Source organism: Affinundibacterium amnicola (assembly GCF_014284275.1).
In the GTDB taxonomy this organism is placed as follows: domain Bacteria; phylum Pseudomonadota; class Gammaproteobacteria; order Burkholderiales; family Burkholderiaceae_D; genus Undibacterium; species Undibacterium amnicola.
The window spans coordinates 557,033-574,821 of record NZ_JACOFU010000003.1 but is presented as its reverse complement, the minus strand read 5'-3'; the positions used below and the strand labels follow the sequence as shown (position 1 = coordinate 574,821).

13 protein-coding genes are annotated in these 17,789 nt (G+C 45.0%); 4 read left to right on the top strand and 9 right to left on the bottom strand.

Features of this window, described 5'->3' with window-relative positions; genetic code table 11:
• Nucleotides 1–199: 199 nt before the first annotated feature.
• The gene (locus H8K33_RS10455; protein ID WP_186890950.1) at nt 200–1,297 is read right to left on the bottom strand and encodes an acyltransferase family protein; all 1,098 of its coding nucleotides are present in this window, start codon (nt 1,295–1,297) and stop codon (nt 200–202) included.
• A 503-nt stretch (nt 1,298–1,800) separates the two neighbouring features.
• On the opposite strand from H8K33_RS10455, the gene H8K33_RS10450 reads away from it, so the two are divergent.
• On the top strand, nt 1,801–3,120 hold the full coding sequence (locus H8K33_RS10450) for an MFS transporter (RefSeq protein ID WP_186890949.1): 1,320 nt from the start codon (nt 1,801–1,803) through the stop codon (nt 3,118–3,120).
• Between the two features lie 348 nt (nt 3,121–3,468).
• Here the strand turns inward: H8K33_RS10450 and nagZ are convergent, their stop codons facing one another.
• The 6 genes from nagZ to H8K33_RS10420 form a co-directional block, all read right to left on the bottom strand.
• The gene (nagZ, locus tag H8K33_RS10445) at nt 3,469–4,980 is read right to left on the bottom strand and encodes a beta-N-acetylhexosaminidase (protein WP_246443485.1); all 1,512 of its coding nucleotides are present in this window, start codon (nt 4,978–4,980) and stop codon (nt 3,469–3,471) included.
• 81 nt (nt 4,981–5,061) lie between these two features.
• Nucleotides 5,062–6,072: an SIS domain-containing protein gene (locus H8K33_RS10440; RefSeq protein WP_186891006.1), complete on the bottom strand. Its 1,011-nt coding sequence runs from the start codon at nt 6,070–6,072 to the stop codon at nt 5,062–5,064.
• The gene (nagA, locus tag H8K33_RS10435) at nt 6,065–7,207 is read right to left on the bottom strand and encodes an N-acetylglucosamine-6-phosphate deacetylase (protein ID WP_186890948.1); all 1,143 of its coding nucleotides are present in this window, start codon (nt 7,205–7,207) and stop codon (nt 6,065–6,067) included. Before nagA ends, H8K33_RS10440 begins: the two co-directional genes overlap by 8 nt.
• Nucleotides 7,204–7,938: a GntR family transcriptional regulator gene (locus tag H8K33_RS10430; RefSeq protein WP_186890947.1), complete on the bottom strand. Its 735-nt coding sequence runs from the start codon at nt 7,936–7,938 to the stop codon at nt 7,204–7,206. The genes nagA and H8K33_RS10430 overlap by 4 nt, the downstream gene beginning before the upstream one ends.
• 37 nt (nt 7,939–7,975) lie before the next feature.
• A complete protein-coding gene (locus H8K33_RS10425) occupies nt 7,976–8,887 on the bottom strand; it encodes a glucosamine kinase nucleotide-binding domain-containing protein (RefSeq protein ID WP_186891005.1) in 912 nt (303 codons plus the stop codon).
• Between the two features lie 430 nt (nt 8,888–9,317).
• Nucleotides 9,318–12,110 (bottom strand): TonB-dependent receptor, encoded by a 2,793-nt coding sequence (locus tag H8K33_RS10420; RefSeq protein WP_246443484.1) that lies wholly within the window; start codon nt 12,108–12,110, stop codon nt 9,318–9,320.
• Nucleotides 12,111–12,860: 750 nt separating this feature from the next.
• On the opposite strand from H8K33_RS10420, the gene H8K33_RS10415 reads away from it, so the two are divergent.
• The gene (locus tag H8K33_RS10415) at nt 12,861–13,622 is read left to right on the top strand and encodes a YoaK family protein (RefSeq protein ID WP_186890946.1); all 762 of its coding nucleotides are present in this window, start codon (nt 12,861–12,863) and stop codon (nt 13,620–13,622) included.
• A 143-nt stretch (nt 13,623–13,765) separates the two neighbouring features.
• Here the strand turns inward: H8K33_RS10415 and H8K33_RS10410 are convergent, their stop codons facing one another.
• Nucleotides 13,766–15,235, bottom strand: coding sequence for a M20/M25/M40 family metallo-hydrolase (locus H8K33_RS10410; protein WP_222613375.1), 1,470 nt, complete (start codon nt 15,233–15,235; stop codon nt 13,766–13,768).
• A gap of 437 nt (nt 15,236–15,672) precedes the next feature.
• On the opposite strand from H8K33_RS10410, the gene H8K33_RS10405 reads away from it, so the two are divergent.
• Nucleotides 15,673–16,017, top strand: coding sequence for a DUF3579 domain-containing protein (locus H8K33_RS10405; protein WP_186890945.1), 345 nt, complete (start codon nt 15,673–15,675; stop codon nt 16,015–16,017).
• Between the two features lies 1 nt (nt 16,018).
• Here the strand turns inward: H8K33_RS10405 and H8K33_RS10400 are convergent, their stop codons facing one another.
• The gene (locus H8K33_RS10400; RefSeq protein WP_186890944.1) at nt 16,019–16,264 is read right to left on the bottom strand and encodes a hypothetical protein; all 246 of its coding nucleotides are present in this window, start codon (nt 16,262–16,264) and stop codon (nt 16,019–16,021) included.
• A 223-nt stretch (nt 16,265–16,487) separates the two neighbouring features.
• Between H8K33_RS10400 and H8K33_RS10395 the strand changes: the two genes are divergently transcribed.
• Nucleotides 16,488–17,750 carry a putative Na+/H+ antiporter gene (locus tag H8K33_RS10395; RefSeq protein WP_186890943.1) on the top strand — a complete coding sequence of 421 codons (1,263 nt, stop codon included), beginning with the start codon at nt 16,488–16,490 and terminating at the stop codon, nt 17,748–17,750.
• Nucleotides 17,751–17,789 lie beyond the last annotated feature (39 nt).

The following is a 17,789-nucleotide window of genomic DNA, read 5'->3' as shown; positions in this document are numbered from 1 at the left end:
TCACTCTTATCCTAGCAGAGTATTTCTACACTGCCGAACTTTCTTGGCATACCCGACTTATTGAAGCAACACTTATGCAGGCGCTATATCAAGGAATTAACAATCTTTAAGCAAATGAACTGACATTGAAGGTATTTGAAATTCGATTTTTACTTGGAAGCTGCGGATAACAACCCCAAGAATTATTTTAACTAGATGTTCAAATTGAGAATCGCCAGCCTACTCTGCGCAGTATCCACATGATCATTGCAAATAAGCCAGTAAATACCGCAGCAAACAAAAAAGATGTGAAGTAAGGACTCGTCCATGAAGTAAAAGTAGGCACCAAATATGCATTGTAAATTGTATCGCCCCAACTTGTAGCGGCCAAAATACAAGTGGCGAACCAAGAACCAGCATACGCAGCAATCGCATTCACGCCAAAACTTAATCCTATCGCGGGTGCTTTTCTTTCATCCACCAAACGATGCATTAGCCATATCAATAAGTAAGCGAAACCTGTGGTCCAACAAACGAATGATGGTGTCCATAAATGTTTATTGAGTGGCAAAACAAGTGCCCAGATAGCACCAAGTAAGCCTAGTAACAAACCGAATTGCCATAATTTATGTGTCTGCCCCCGACGCAGCATTGCGCCAGCCTGAATGCCTAATAACACTGACACCATAGCAGGCAAGCTACTAAGTAATCCTTCGGGTTCTTGGGCGAAGCCGGTCTTCGCATCGTAGCTGTAAGCCAAGTTACCCAACAAACGCGTATCGATCTGATCAACCAAATTCAAATTTGGCTCGTAAGATCCAGTCTGTGCAAGTAAGTACCAGTAGCACAATAAAGTACCAACAATCACAAAGCATTGATAACGCAAAGAGCGAAGGTAAATCAGCACCAAGCCTGCAAGCAGGAAACACAAGCCTATTCGTTGCAATACGCCCATCAAGCGAAATTCCCGCCCCGGAATCAAGGCAAGCGCAAGCATGTGCAAAATCACGCCCAATGCGAAAATTTTACAAGCGCGCCAGATAACTGTCTGCGCCAACTGACTAGCCTGAATGCCCTGCTCAAGTTTAGGTGTCATTGCAAGATACAAAGACACACCAACGATTACGAGAAAAAAAGGGAAAATAAAATCCGCTGGATTCGCGCCATGCCAACTTGCATGCGACAACCAAGGATAGACATGATTCCAATCACCTGCATTGTTCACTAAGAGCATCGCAGCAACGGTGAGGCCACGTAGCGCATCAATGGATGAAAATCGCTGCCCACTTGATTGATTCAATTTCGTATTCTCTTGCATAGAATTTTTCACCTTCCAGATTCACAGATCAACCACAGATCAACCACAGATCAACGCCACTAGGTCATTTCAAACAGCCTGACTGAACGCAAAATGCGTGTATCCATCAATTCAAATCAGATCAAATCAGGTCAAGCTTGATTTCAATATGTCAATACCACTTATTAGATTCCTTCAAAGAGCACGGAGAGCAAATGAAAATTAGAAAATACTTAAATCTTGTTTTTTATTAAGTAAATTTTAGTTCAAAACCAAATTTTGTGGCCAATAAATCAAAAATAAAATTCAGTATAGTTGTATATTGGTACTTAAGTGGCATTAATTTTGTAAAACCAGTTGACCTAGACTTGCAAGGCTAGTAAGTTGCTACTTGGTTGCGACTGAGTTGCCACTTAAGCGCCCGTCCAAAATATAAAATCAGATCGTGTAGGTCGATAAACGACCTTGCCAAGTTCTGCGCTTAGTATCTGAAAACATTTGAATTCACACTGGAGATTTTCTACATGAACGACAGTAAATCACGTCACCCACTCACTTGGGTGCCCTCTTTGTATTTTGCAGAAGGCCTGCCATTGTGGGTGGTTCTAATTGTCGCAGGCGTTATGTTCAAGAGCATGGGCGTTTCCAACCAAGAAATCGGTCATTGGACCGGCATTCTCGTATTGGCATGGGCCTTTAAACCTCTTTGGAGCCCATTACTGGAAACCTCCAATAACAAGCGTTTTTTCGTCGTGCTCTTTCAAATGATAGGTGGCGTCGCACTAGGTCTGATTGCGCTCACTTTACAGTTTTCAAACACGATTGCAGTCGTTGTTGCTTTACTTGGCGTGATCGCTCTGGCATCTGCAACCCATGACATCGCCGCGGATGGACTGTACATCGCCAGCCTCTCGACCAAGCAACAAACCATGTTTGCGGGTTGGCAAGGCGCTTTCTACAATGCCTCTAAATTTGTTATTTCTGGTGGACTTGTGGTCCTCGCGGGCGACTTGCAAACAAAGATGAAACTTCCAGCCGAGCAAGCCTGGTCTATCATTTTCGCCATCATGAGCGTGGGATTGATTGCCATTGCGATTTATCACCTGTGGGCTCTGCCAGCAAATCCACAATCGAATACTGCGCCAACTACGATCAAGGAAGGTTTCGCCACTCTGCGAGAAGTGATCGTTGATTTCTTCAGAAAGCCTGGTGTTTGGATGGGTATATTATTTATCTTATTGTTTCGCGCAGGTGAAGCGCAAGTATCCACAATTGCACCTTTATTTTTGCTAGATTCTCCAGCTGCTGGCGGACTAGGATTAACGACCGCACAGGTTGGTTGGGCATATGGTGCAGCCGGCACCATCGCATTTATCGCAGGAAGTATTGTCGGCGGCTATTTTGCTGGCTGGTTAGGTTTAAGGCGAAGTATGGTTTTCTTAATCATAGGAATGAATCTTCCTAATCTGGCGTTCTTCTTTCTCTCCAGCGCAATGCCGAGTGATTTAACGATCATTACCGCCGCTATTTTCATTGAAAATTTTGGTTTTGGATTTGGCTTTGTGGGTTTAATTCTCTATATGATGCAAGTGCTCTCAGTTGGAAAATATCAAACGGCACACTATGCCTTTGGCACCGGCTTCATGGCACTTGGGCTGGTTTTATTTCGCACCTTCAGCGGTGATATTCAAGCGGCATTGGGTTACAAAAACTTCTTTTTATGGGTCATTATCTCGGCGATTCCTGTCTTAATACTGTCACTGCGTATTGTTCCGGAACCAAAGGATGAATCAATTGATTCAGAAGCAATCACAACAACTGAACCAGTTAAAGCTGCTTCTTAAAACGCTATTTAACCCAGATTTCCCATTAGGATTTGTGATGATGGCGGATGCACTTTTTGAGGCAGTTTTGTTGCGAATGAGGCGTCAATAGCTAGCTATTGACAACGAAGAGCAGCAAAAATGGCCAAAAATGCGCCGTCAGCACACAAATAGCACCGCAGGTGCGTCTAATGGAAAATTTGGGTTTAATCTAGGATGCTGAAGTTCAAACTTGCGCATACTGACATAGTGATGTGAAACAAAAAAACCGGGATATTCAGATCATCTGAATATCCCGGTTTTTTTATGCACTATGAACATAGTTTTACAGTAGAGACCAGCTCAATTTAATTACCAGTTCACATCACTTCAAGTTAGTTGATCAAAATTCGCAACAGGCACTTTGCCAAGCGCGTCTACCTTGCCAGCTAACCAATCCGCAACCGCTTGAATTGCGGGTTCAGCAAAGCCATAAGAAATCAAAGCTGGAGCTGCGATATCCAAAGTTTGAAACGGGTTCCACAAAACCAAATGCAAATCCGGTTTCCAGGTTTGGCGTGCACGTTCGTTGTAGCGAATTCTGACTGTTGATGCCAAGATGATTGTTCGTCCATCCGCTGGAATACTTGTCCAATCAAAGCTCGCTGCATCATCAAAAGTGCTCGTTTGTACGTCATAAATTTGCGACAGCATTGCGGCAAGCTTATACGCTGGAATACCCGCTTCTGAAACGCCATCACTAACCACGTCAGCACTGATGACCAAACGCACTTTGCTACCGGGTTTCGGCGGCACCGCTTGACGATAAGTTGTCAGGCCGCGTTGCCAAGCTTGCGCCATCAATACGCGATCAGCGTCCTCTATTTGCTTTTCATATACACCAGCAGCACTTGGATAACGTTGCGCTAATTGACGAACACGTTCAAGTTTTTTCTGCACATTAGCGTACGGAATTTCTCCGCTTTCAATCGCAGATGCCAGCGCATTTAAGGTTTCTATTTGCGTCTCAGTATTACCAAGCGCCATCACCATATCAGCGCCTGCGGCTAAGGCTTTCACTGCGGCTGCGCCAACGCCATAGCGCCCTGCAATCGCATGCATGTCCATGCCGTCGGTAATAACCACGCCATGATAATTCCACTCGTCACGTAAGATCCCAGTCAAGATCGTTTTCGACATCGTTGCTGGATTTTCCGGATCAATTTGCGGATACACGATATGCGCAGTCATCATCGCTGGTGCATTTTTTGCTGCGGCTTTAAATGGAGCTAACTCTAAAGCATCGAGTTCAGCACGTGACTTATTTACTTCAGGCAAATCGCGATGAGAATCGACATGCGTATCACCGTGACCAGGAAAATGTTTAATGCAGCAAGCTACGCCTTCACTCAAACTACCTTCCATCCAAGCACTCGCTAATAGATGGGCTTGAACTGGATCTGCACCAAATGAACGTTCAGATATCACTGGATTATCAAGGTTATTATTCAAATCCAATACTGGGGCGAAATTCCAATTAAATCCCAATGCTTTAACACTACGAGCAACCGCAGCGCCAACTTGACGACATAGTTCAGGTTCATTACTTGCACCGAGTGACATCGCTGCAGGAGGCTGTGGCACCCAGGTTGAACGAACGACCGCACCACCTTCTTGATCAATACCAATCAAGGCTTCGGGTCCCATCACTGCACGTAAATCAGAAGTGAGTTTTGTCAGTTGCTCTTGATTCACCATGTTTTGACGGAACAAACAAATGGCGCGAATATGATTCTCACGAATGAAATTTGCGCTCGCTTCGCTTAATACAGTTTCTGGCATACGAATCATGATCGATTGACCAGCAATGCGGCGTGCTTCTTCTCTACTAATATAGTTCATTACATTTCCAAAAAAGAGGCTAATGAAAATTGGGCAAAAGAAAAGCGGGCATCATACTTAATAATTGCCCGCTTATTTCAATCAGTTCGTCTTCGTGACTTTACTTAAGTGACGTGGCTTGTCTGGATCTAAGCCACGTGCCACAGACAAATGTGCCGCCATCACGTAGAAGGACTGAATTGCCGCGATAGGATCAAGATCTGGGGTGGCTGTAGTGGCCAATGTCAAATTACGTTCCTTGACATCAGCAGGTGCAGCCAGCAAAACATTCGCTCCGCGTCCACGCATTTCTTCTGCTAATGCAATCAATCCCGCTTGTGCTGGGCCACGCGTGGCGAAAATCAATAATGGATAGCCGTCATCAATCAAAGCCATCGGGCCGTGTTTAATTTCTGCGCCACTAAATGCCTCTGCCTGAATCACCGAAGTCTCTTTAAATTTCAATGCTGATTCCAAGGCGACTGAAAAACTGATACCACGACCAACCACCATAATACGTTGCGCCGGCACCAAAACATCCAAGGCATTAGACCAGTCTAACTGCGTAGCCTCATGCAAAACCTGTGGCAATTCATCAATTGCGGCGAGAAATGCCGGATCGTTTTGCCAGTGCCCAGCCAAGCGAGCACCTGCCACCAATGAAGTAATAAAACTCTTGGTCGCCGCAACACTTAACTCCGGGCCAGCGTGTAGTGGCATCGTCCATTGTGCACCTTGCGCCAGAGGTGACGCTGCATCATTGACTAAGGCGACAGTGGTCGCACCGTGTTCGCGAAAATAACGAATCGGCTCCACCACATCTGGGCTTTGACCGGACTGAGAAATCGCAATCGCTAAGGCATTTTTTACTTGCAATGGTGCTTTGTTTAATGTGACCAAAGACATCGGCAAAGACGCAACAATATGACCCAAACGCGCCATCATCAAGTAAGCGGCATAGTTCGCTGCGTGATCCGAACTACCGCGTGCAATGGTCACCACAGAAGACGGTGGTGTAGCACGCAAAAACTGTCCTAACTCTATAAATCGTTCACGATCATGGCCTAACTGTGCAGCGACAAATTCCCCAGACGAACACGCTTCTTTAAACATCTTTGAGCTCAATTTTTTCTCCCTCAATATAAACAGCAACTAGATTTAAATCCCGATCAAGAACTACTAAATCTGCATAAGCATTCACTTGCAGACGGCCGCGATCAGATAATCCTAAAAAATCTGCTGCGTAGGTAGAAACACGTTTAGATGCATCGTCCAGCTCTAAACCAATCTTGACTAAATTTCTTAATGCCTGATCCATCGTCAGCGTACTTCCAGCCAAAGTACCATCTGCCAGACGAACACCGCCCAGGCATTTATGCACCACTTGACGACCAAGCATGTACTCGCCGTCTGGCATGCCAGAGGCAGAAGTAGAATCGGTAACGCAATACACCTTAGGAATAGCACGCATCGCGGCTTTAATAGCACCCGGATGGACATGCAATAAATCAGGAATAATCTCAGCAAAATTCGCATGCGCTAATGCTGCACCGACCATGCCCGGTGAACGATGATCAAGACGCGACATCGCGTTATATAAATGTGTGAAACTACTAGCGCCGTTCTCTAGCGCCGCAACACCATCTTCGTAGGTGCCTAATGTGTGCCCCAATTGCACTCGCATACCAAGCGCCGTCAATTGACTCACCATCGCCAAATTACCCTCAACTTCTGGCGCTAAGGTAATTAATTTTATCGGTGCAATTGCATCTAACTGTTTAACTTGTTCTAACGATCCAGCATGTGCGAAATCGGGCTGTGCACCCAACTTACCAGGATTAATGTACGGCCCTTCTAGGTGCACACCTAATACACGTGCAGACCCAGCACTTCGCTGTTGGCAAACTCCGGCTAAAGCGTGCAAGGCAGCTTCCAAATCAGACATGGGTGCAGTCATTGTTGTCGCCAACATGCTGGTCGTACCATGTTGCGCATGCATACGCGAAATCACTTCTACCGCATCACCGGCTTCCATCGTGTCTTTGCCACCAGCGCCATGTACGTGCAGGTCGATAAATCCCGGCAAAATATAGACCGCATTATTCGAACCTGGATCACCTGGCTCACCCTGAATATCGTCTATTTTTTCGGAAAAAGAAATATGACCTGACACCCAACCGCGCGCAGTCAGCACATTTCCTTTGATAGTTTGTTGCGGGCGTTGCTGATCCTGCTGGACTGAACTCATCTAAACAACTCCACCACAAAGTCATAGTAATCACTACGGCAATATGAATGCGTTAATTCAACCGCTGCACCATTTGCGAGATAACCTACGCGGGTAATTAACAACATCGCCGTGCCCTGTTTTAAACCAATTAATTTTGCTTGTTCTACCGTTGCGCTAACCGCGCGAATATGTTGTAGCGCTCGGGTCGGTGACGCATTATTCTGATCAAGGTATCCGTACAAGCTATCTGTTACCAATTTAGGATTCGGCAAATACAGATTCGGAATTGTTGTACTCTCTATCGCCATCACAACGTTGTCAGCGGTACGCAAACGCTTTAAGCGCGAGACGACCGAATGGGGTGATAAGCCCAAAGATAAAATCTCCTCTGGTGAAGCCACGCCTGTCTCACGCGACAACCATTGTGAACCCGGCATAAAACCACGTTGGCGCAGCTCTTCACTAAAGTTAGTCAGACGTGACAAAGGCTGTTCCAACTTGGGTGTGATATAGGTGCCGGAGCCATGCTTACGTGTTAGCAAACCACGTTCACATAACATCTCGATTGCTTTACGCGCAGTCACACGTGAGATATCCAAGGTCTCAGCCAATACACGCTCAGAAGGCAATGCCTCATCCGGCTGCCAATAACCATTGTGAATACCGTTCGCCAATTTATTCGCCAGTTGCAAATACAGTGGCGTTGAACTATCACCATCAGGTTTAAAATCGAGCAGTTGTGCCAGCATATTTATTCCTCTGAGTTTCTGGAGTTTTTGAATTGAACTACAGCTTCATCAATTGGTTTTTGACCAAGATGAGCGCACCAACAGCAGAGTCTCCGATAGGTTTCGTCACTCGCTGCAATAATTTTTCTGGCAAATAATTCCAGATCGCTTCTGCCAAACCACCACACAAGGCGACTGGCATCGTGCCACTTGGATCGAGCGCATTTGCCATCTTTTCGACTTCCATACCTGCTTCCAAAAGGATACTTCTTGCTTTTGGATTGCTTGACGCATACTGAATAACCAAAGGAGCTAATTGTGCAAATTTCGTTTGCGTTGCTCCACCTAACCAAGCAAATACCGCATCTTTATTACCACCACAAAAATCCACAATTGCGATCGCAAAGTTGTCCGTTGACGCCCGTCCATCGAGTACATGCTGCACATGATTCATCGCGCGCAAACCCATCCAGGCTCCACTTGCCTCATCACTAGAAGGAAATCCCCATCCGCCCACCTCACGACGACTACCATCTGCCATCATGACCTCGCCAACACTACCAGTTCCTAATGCAATGATTGCACCTGGCTTGCCTTGATGCGCCCCAAGTAAAGTAGTTCCGGCATCCGTCTCGGCAATCAACAAACCAAAACCAGGATTCGCGGCGACAAATTCAGCAGCCCACAATTTATTATTGACGCCAGCCAAACCACAACCAATCGCCATCTGTTGAAAATCTGGAGCAACAATACCACTTGTTGTAAATGCTTGCTCAATTGCTGCTAGAATAGCTTGCCACGCCGCGGTTGCACCATGCATCAATCCAGATGGCCCAGCGGAACCGCGTGCAAGCTCAATACCATTACTGTCAGTCAACACGATACGCGTACCTGTTCCACCGCCATCAACACCAATTAAATATTGAATCTGCGTTTGTTGAATTGACTGTATTTGCTGAGTTTGCTGCATTTGGTTCACGATATTTTCCAACAAAAGTAAGCACTGCCTAGCATTCAACTTTAGACAGCAGTTAAGACATAAGAACACTTTAGGTGTTTCCAAAGTGGCTGTCAATAGGTATTTAAGTGGTATTTAAAATTTTACCTAATTTGCTGCAAATTCAAATCAAATTACAGACATCTTGTCGCTTATCTTTTTGAGATAAGAAAACTTTGATTTTCCACTTCCACTAGACCAAGGCAAGTCGATATTGCCAACGCTAGTCCATCAAAACAAAGTAAAAAAATCAAAGCCCTCTCATAGGCGTTACTACATCAAGATGCATCCCACAAAATTTCAATTGAAAAAAAAGTGACGAAGCTAAAGGCCTCGTCACTCCTTCGCTGACGCTTTCGAACAAATTGGCCACCCCTTTCAACCAGGGTGACCTATTCTCCGCTTACATCTTCGCGCGCAGTGTCAAATAATACTGACGGCCACTTTGATAAATAGAACGTGGTTGATTTTCATTCAAAGCGAAATACTTCAAAGTAGGCTTATTCAAGTTATGTGCGTCAAATGAAAGTGCAAAATTCTCATTGATTTTATAACCGAAAGAAGCAGACAAAGATCCCGTTGCAGCTTGAGAAAACGCTGTTTCGCGATCCAAGCCACTGTAGAACGCTGAACGATAGCTATAGGACAGACGCGCATTGAACGTGTCATCTTCATAGTAACCACTCAAGTTATACGTATTCTTTGAAGCACCAACAACCTCTTGATCTTTCGCATCTTTTGCATCAGCGTACGTGTAGTTAGAGGCAAAACCAAAATTGGCACCGATAGGCTGTTCGTAAGCCAATTCAAAGCCTTTGACTTTCGCACTAGTATTTACTGGCACACTCAACACGTACGGAACCATTGCACCTTGAGGAATTGCAGCGCTGGTTGTGAAGTAGCTACGTGAAACCTGACCAATACCAACATAGCTAGTCAAATCCATGTAGTACACGCTACCGGACAACAAGGCACGCGGCGCAAAATACCATTCCAATGAAGCATCAAAGTTATTTGAGCGAATTGGTTTCAAATCTGGATTTGCACCACTACCGCTGCCAATACCTGTTGCCGTCGATGGTGGGCTCAAACTAATTGCACTAGCCAATGCACCAAAGTCAGGGCGTGTCATTGTTTTAGAAATCGCAACACGAGCGACCAAATCTTTTTGCACATCAAAACGCAAATTCAAACTTGGCAAAATATCGTTAAACGTATTTTCAGTTGTCGCGAAATGGAAAGTACCAAAATCAGATGTCTTCTGACCTGCACCAGGACCGGTCAAAGTTGAAACGACGTTCTCTTTCGTTTGCACATAGCGCAGACCGACGTTACCACTCCAACCCTCGCCTTCCATATTTCCCTGTACATAGAATGCATTGACGTTTTCTTTCAATGCAAACTGCGTGCCGTAGTCAAGGCGCGTACCATTATTATCACGGTTCGAGTACTTGTTAAATTCAGCCAATTGCGCCGGCGTGTAATACCAAACATTCGATGGGAAATTGCCGCCTAAACCTGAACCATAGTTAGAAGGATAAGTGCTCACCGATGATGGGAATTTAGCTGGATCATTTTGTGCAATAGTACCTACTGGGCACCAAGTCGATTGAGACCAATCCCATGGAGCTTGTGTACCAGCAGCGTTCTTACAGCCTGGGCCTTGACCAAGAGCAGCACCACTACTACGCTTATGTTCAGTAGCACGAACACCAAATTTCAGGGAACTAAATACACCTTGATTTAATTGGTATTCGCCATCCAACTTCGCCCATGATTCTTTGTCATCAACTACCGTATTTTGATAACCGAATACCCAACCCAATGTGTCATTTGAACGACTAGCGTAATTTGTATTTCCTAATTTCCAATCTGCTGCATTGTCAACACCATTGATACGATAGGAAGCACCTGAACCAATACCTACGTTCCACTCTGCCACGTCTTGTGTTGGCGTTTTACCTTTGGCTTTCGATGTACCCAATTGACCATTGAATTTCAGATCAGCATTTGCTTTCCAAGTCGCATCGGCGCTAAAGAAATTGACTTCTGAACCAGCATCTGGACGGGAAATTTGATCATAAACGCCATAAGTCTTACCCGCAATTGGCTTAAAAGTTGCACTAGTCAAGGTTTTTACGCCATTGTTGTTTGCCACTGTATAGCCTGCCTCTGGAGCTTGACCATTACCTGCATCAATAACACTTGAACCCCAGAACATGTAGTTACGGTTGTAGTTAGCAGCATCTAACTTCGAACTAAAGCCACTCAATACCACATCGAACTCATTGCTTGGCTTAAATTGCGCACTAACCAAACCACCGGTACGATGACGTGTCTGTTCGAACAAAGCTGAACCCATCAAACTTGGATAGTAAGCGCCTGCCAAATCTGGATTTGATTTTGCAATTGGGCTACCCGCAACGATTTGAGACCAACCTAAAATTTCTTGACCATCACGACGCAAACTACGTTTTTCTGAGAAAGCTTGCACCATCAGACCAAACGTATTTGCATCATTCTTCCAATTGATCAAACCGCTAATTTGCGGATCTGTTTTCTTAGGCAATTCAGCGTAAACAACACCAAGTGAAGCTTCAGCAGTTAATTGCTTTTTGAATTCTAAAGGCTTGCGCGTAATCACATTGATAGAACCAGCAACACCGCCCTCGACCAAGCTCGCTTGTGAAGACTTGTTAACTTCGATACGTCCAACCAATTCAGAAGGCAACAAGGTGTAACTGATAGAACGACCGACACCTGCGCCAGATTGATTCAAAACGAACCAATCACCAGCAGCCATGTTGTGACCATTAATCAAAGTTTGTGTCAAACTTGGATTCGTACCGCGCATACTGACGCGATCATTTTCATCGAAACCACCTTCGTTACCAGAAGCTGAACTTGTCGTGACGCCAGAAACGCGCTGCAAAGAATCTGCAACGTTTTTATCAGGCATCTTACCGATATCTTCTGCAGTAATGACTTCGATATGTGATTCTGCATTACGCTTTTGATTCAAGGACTGCTGCATGGATGCACGAACACCCGTTACAGTCACTTGCTGCGCTTCTTCTTTCTTCGTATCTGCTTGTTGTGCTTGCGCTGACATTGCTGTTGTCATTGCGGCAGTAACGATCAACACAGATACCGCAGAAGCGATAGGCGTCAAATTCAATCTCAAATTACTTTTCATGTATTCCCCCAAGGAGTTCATCAAATTTATTCATCAAACATCTAATGCACGGCAAATTTACAAATCCAACTTACCTTGCGCAATTAATCCTACTCATTTAAGGAAATCACTTGATTAGTTCAAAACCCCAGAAGCCACAACATCACGGTCAATAAATATGCTGACCTTGCTTCTCCAAACTAATCATTCACTACCGATTTCCCCAAACACTCCTGCATCTGACTACGTCAATCTTAATTACTCCCCCCACAGGAATAGTTAGCAGATCTCGAAGAGCTTTCACTTTAATTTTATTAATACCAATTGTCAAACGGTATTCATGTGGTATTACATTTATTTGATTGGTATCATGCAACTAATCATCATTGGTATTAGCATAAAATAGAGGTGCGACAACATAAGCAATTGTTTTTAAACAGATTTATAAATAAAATCTGGCCATTATGAGCGAATGGTATGTTGACTCAATCCAACATACCAATTTAAAAAAATGAGTTATTTCTGAGTACCAAGAGAGTTTGCTAGGCGTCGCGCAAATTATTCGATTATTTTTCAAAAAAAACATCACATCACGCAATCGGAAATTGCTACGGATAGAAAGCTTGACCCAAACAGGGCAAGCGCGCGATGATGGGGATGATCTCAGCTTGACTTGACTTAACACGGATGCAGCATGACATGTCGATTCAAATGTAGGCTAAGCTGAGCACCTAATTTGTACACCAGTTAGTACACCATTTAAATTCCTGTATGCCACAACACTATCTCGCAAAACTCACCTCGCCAAAACGCGATGCAAAGGCAAATCTGCATTTGGGGGTGACTTTATGTTGGATCGCTGGAGCACTCAATGCTGGAGGTTTTTTGGCAGTTGGCGAGTACACCTCGCACATGACAGGCTTACTTTCAAGTGCAGCAGATGAGTTAATTCTCGGGCACAGCATGGCAGCACTGGCGGCATTATTCATGATGCTTGCATTTATTTGCGGCGCCGCTTGTACCGCATTAATTGTGAACTACGCCAGACGTAATTTCCCGCGTTTTATTTATTCCCCCGTCTTATTTTTAGAGGCTATTTTGCTGCTGATTTTCGGCATGTTAGGGCAAGGACTATTGAAGCATGAAATGATCACCGTCTCATTCACAGCAATTTTATTGTGTTACATGATGGGCTTGCAGAATGCGCTGATTACCAAAATCTCGCACGCGGAAATTCGTACCACGCACATCACGGGCCTCATTACGGATATCGGTATTGAACTCGGTAAACTACTTTATTGGAACCGCGATCAAGAACGCAACCACAAACGTGATCTTGATTTAAAAGTCGTTGTGAACAGACAAAAACTAAAACTACATAGCATGCTGGTGTTATCGTTCGCGATTGGTGGTGTGCTAGGTGCCGCAGGTTTTAAATACCTAGGCTTCATTTCCAGTGTGCCACTGGCGCTCGCTTTAATCGCCTTAGCAATCGCACCGATGCTAAGCAAAGCAAGCGCCCAAAAAAAATGAGCGCAATCAAGATAATTTGAAGGCGCTCAATTCACTATCGCATGAGGACTGAGAAATAAGAAATAAGGAATAAGGAATAAGACCAGATTAATTTGGGGCAAACTAATCCGGATCCGATCTCAATCCTTGATGCAAGAGAGAATTTATTTCTTTGCCGCTTTGATCACCGATAATAATTCAGCTCCAGAACCAAAACTCATTGGTGCTTGTGCTGCCATCCACGCAAATACCGCATAAGTCGCCGCAGCTTGATTGATACGCGCTGGTTCAATTTTATCGAAAGTATCATCTGGAGTATGGTGCAAATCAAAGTAGTCATCTGCTTTTAAAGCTAATCCAAAACTCGCCGCGCCAGCCATTCTCAAGTCACCCATATCAGGCCCCGGAAATGCATTATTATCCCCAGCCTCAATTCCCAAAGGAGCGAGTACTGTATGCATTTGCTTGACCAATGGTAAGGCTTCTGCTCGCACAAATGATGCCATCTTGGTGACTGGCCCTTGCCCCAAATCAGCCTCAGCCGCCGCTTGAATTCTCGCAATTTGTGACTGATGGGCGGCCAAGTAAGCTTTACCGCCAAACAAGCCCTGCTCTTCATTCGCAAATAAAACGACGCGGATACTGCGCTTAGGCCGTAAACCACTGCGCTTGATAAATTCAGCCGCTGCCATAGTGATCGCACAACCAGCACCATCATCAATCGCACCTGTTCCCAAATCCCAAGAATCTAAATGGCCACCAATCAAGACATACTCGTTCGGCAATTCACTCCCCGTCATCTCACCGATCACATTGTAGGAAGTATAGGTGCCTGCAGCACTGGCGCTGATTTCCAACTTCAATGTCACTGGTTTACCACGCTTAATCATACGTGCAACCATATCTGCATCAGGATTAGACATCGCAGCGGCAGGAATTTGCGCAACATCAGCATCGTAAGTCATCACGCCAGTATGTGGTAAACGATGACTATCTGTACCGACTGAGCGAATCACAATTGCCACGGCCCCTTTACGTGCAGCTTCAGACGCGCCTTTAGAACGACCCGGAACTACGAGGCCATACTCGTTTGAATTTTGCATTTTATGATTGATGAAGACAATCTTGCCGCGCACTTTGTCGATTGGCGCTGCCTGCATTTCTTTCAAAGTCGCAAACTCAACGAGTTCTGCAGTTAAACCATTTTGTGGCGTCGCGACAGTATTCCCCAGGGCCGTAATCACTAAAGCTTGCGGGAACGGTGCAGTAATCTCTGCCTTTTCAATACCACGCTTCCAGCTGGGAAAAGTGACGGGTTCTTTCCATACTTTATCAAAGCCGAGCTCTTTAAATTTCGCTTCTGCCCACGCAACTGCCAATGCATCCCCCGGACTTCCAGCCATGCGTGGACCAACCTCGGTCGTCAATGACTCCAAAATTTTATAACTTAAATTATCAGTACGCGCTGCGTCGCGTATCCAAGCTGCGGTCTGCAATTCTTTTTCAGAAAAAACCGCAGCCTTGTTGTTTTCTTTGGTAGCGCTCGCGAACGCGATAGTTGAAGTTAGCAAACAACTTGTCAACACCGCCAGACCTGTTTTTTTCAGCCTCTGCACATCTTTACGATTAAACATGTTTTTCCCTTATTGATCATTTTTTCTTGTGATATAAAACAAAATACCGCTTGATGACGGTGCACCAAACAGACCATTCAAGCCCAACAAAGTTCCTCAGCATTTTCCCACTAGATCGGTAGCAAGACAGAAACTTCTTACTGCCGAGTAAGTAAAATTTAGCTAAGTCATTGATAATAAATGATTAAAATTCAAACCCACAAAAGCCTTCGATTTACTTTACTGGCTAGGAATATCGACTATACTTAGCATCGTTGCATCAAAGAAATTTTACTACTCTGATTTTAGTTCAAGTCTTCTATAAGATATAATACATAGGTAGGTTAAAATACGAACTTGGCAAAACAAAGCTATTCTGACGTGATTAAGTGAAAATAGCAGCCAAATTTGATTGACGTAAGATTGACGTAACATTGCCGTTTTTGCCCGCGGATCACATGACTGATACAGCCAAACACGCTTCCAAGCCAATACGTGAGTTCTTTATCCAAGGCCTCACCAGCGATGGCAAACAGTTCCGTCCCAGCGATTGGGCCGAACGACTGTGTGGTGCCATGTCATGCTTTCGCCCGGAAGGCGGCAGAAATGCACATTTGCAATACTCGCCTTATGTAAGACCCATTCTTCTCAATGGCGTGCGCTCTGTTGTGGTGAATGAGGCTCTGCGCGAGATCGAACCACTGGCCTTTCACTTTGTAATGAGTTTTGCAAAAGACAATGACTTGCAGATCGTCGATGCTTGTTTGTTACCCGACCCCGCTCCACCAGCAACGTCTGCTTAATTTATCGTCGATTCCTGGTCATCAATAAACCAAGCGCAATCGAAATAAACAAACTCACTCCCCAAGCCAACACGCTGGCGATCATAAAAAATGGATCTAGCGATCCTGATTCCAGATAAGCTAACACTTCAAAAAATACGGTAGCAGTCAAGGCAGACATCACACTCGCCAACAGAAATCGTCGTTGATAGTGGTGCCAGAAAATCGCCGACGCAATCGCAATCAAGCATAAATAAACGAAAGACATGCCATTCCCGATCTAAGGATTTTATTCGCGGATGTTACGATGTAGTAGGCTACAATAAATAGCTTCCACCAACAACTTCAAGCCAGAATCAACTCGGCCAGAATCAGATCGATATGTCAGGGCTCAAATATGCTGTCTAGGCTAGCCAAGTAGCGAAATAGCGAGATGACAAAATCCACAGTCTGAATCAGAATCTACCAATACGGAACACAATATAAATATCATGCTCGCCCCAACCCACGTACAAATGATCGGTGCAATTCTATTTGCAGTCGCCATCATTCATACATTCTCAACAAAATTCTTCGAGCGTTTGGCGCATGCGAAACCTTCGCATTCTGGCCTCTGGCATTTATTGGGAGAAGTGGAAGTCGTCTTTGGTTTCTGGGCTTTCGTACTCATGCTTGTCATTTTTGGCTTAGAAGGATCTAAAGCCGCTACTGATTACATCGATTCACGTAACTTCACAGAACCCATGTTCGTGTTTGCAATCATGGTCATTGCGGGCACCAGACCCATCATTCAAACCGCGATGTCGACGGTCAGAATCGCTGCCAATTTCTTACCATTGCCTGGCAGCCTAGGTTTGTATGTGATTGTGATGATCACCGTCCCCCTGCTCGGCTCCTTCATTACCGAACCGGCTGCCATGACGCTGGCCGCACTCATCATTGCAGAGTGTTTTTTCTCTCGTCCAGTGTCAAGCCGCTTTAAGTATGCGACTTTAGGTTTGCTTTTTGTGAATGTATCAATCGGGGGCACACTGACACCCTTTGCCGCGCCGCCAGTTTTGATGGTGGCAGGAAAATGGGGCTGGGACATGCATTTTATGATGTCGATGATAGGATGGAAGGCAGCGGTCGCCATTAGTATCAGCACGCTTTGTATGGCGGCGCTATTTCACCGTGAGTTAATCACGCTACCGCGTAGCAAACCAAATAATCAAACACAAAAGACACCGCTTGTTTTAAGTATCGTCCATTTTCTATTTCTGGCTGGTGTAGTTATTTTTGCCCATCATCCCGCCATTTTTATGGGTTTGTTTCTGTTCTTTCTGGGTATCACACAAGCCTATCAACAATATCAAGATCGCCTGATTCTGCGCGAAGGCTTATTAGTGGCCTTCTTTCTCGCTGGTTTAGTGGTGTTGGGTGGTCAACAACAATGGTGGCTTCAACCTGCCTTACTGAGCATGAGCAGTGATCAAGTTTTTTACGGGGCGACCATTTTGACCGCAGTGACCGACAATGCGGCGCTCACCTACTTAGGTTCTTTAGTGGACGGCCTGTCGGATAGTTTTAAATATGCCCTGGTGACAGGCGCGGTGACTGGCGGAGGTCTAACGATCATCGCGAATGCACCTAACCCTGCCGGCTTTGCCATTTTGCGCGGGCATTTTAAAGATGAGGCAATTCATCCAATTGGACTATTTCTGGCAGCGCTAGGGCCAACTATCATTGCGGCCGCAGCATTTCGATTACTTTAAAAAAACAGCCTTTTAGCTTCTGTGTTGTACTTATATTCT

Coding starts and splice junctions, on each gene's coding strand:
- H8K33_RS10395 (WP_186890943.1), top strand. CDS start 16,488: ATGCTCGCCCCAACCCACGTACAAATGATCGGTGCAATTCTATTTGCA.
- H8K33_RS10455 (WP_186890950.1), bottom strand. CDS start 1,297: ATGCAAGAGAATACGAAATTGAATCAATCAAGTGGGCAGCGATTTTCA.
- nagA (WP_186890948.1), bottom strand. CDS start 7,207: ATGAGTTCAGTCCAGCAGGATCAGCAACGCCCGCAACAAACTATCAAA.
- H8K33_RS10400 (WP_186890944.1), bottom strand. CDS start 16,264: ATGTCTTTCGTTTATTTATGCTTGATTGCGATTGCGTCGGCGATTTTC.
- H8K33_RS10450 (WP_186890949.1), top strand. CDS start 1,801: ATGAACGACAGTAAATCACGTCACCCACTCACTTGGGTGCCCTCTTTG.
- H8K33_RS10430 (WP_186890947.1), bottom strand. CDS start 7,938: ATGCTGGCACAACTGCTCGATTTTAAACCTGATGGTGATAGTTCAACG.
- H8K33_RS10410 (WP_222613375.1), bottom strand. CDS start 15,235: ATGTTTAATCGTAAAGATGTGCAGAGGCTGAAAAAAACAGGTCTGGCG.
- H8K33_RS10425 (WP_186891005.1), bottom strand. CDS start 8,887: ATGCAGCAAACTCAGCAAATACAGTCAATTCAACAAACGCAGATTCAA.
- H8K33_RS10440 (WP_186891006.1), bottom strand. CDS start 6,072: ATGTTTAAAGAAGCGTGTTCGTCTGGGGAATTTGTCGCTGCACAGTTA.
- H8K33_RS10405 (WP_186890945.1), top strand. CDS start 15,673: ATGACTGATACAGCCAAACACGCTTCCAAGCCAATACGTGAGTTCTTT.
- H8K33_RS10420 (WP_246443484.1), bottom strand. CDS start 12,110: ATGAAAAGTAATTTGAGATTGAATTTGACGCCTATCGCTTCTGCGGTA.
- H8K33_RS10415 (WP_186890946.1), top strand. CDS start 12,861: ATGCCACAACACTATCTCGCAAAACTCACCTCGCCAAAACGCGATGCA.
- nagZ (WP_246443485.1), bottom strand. CDS start 4,980: ATGAACTATATTAGTAGAGAAGAAGCACGCCGCATTGCTGGTCAATCG.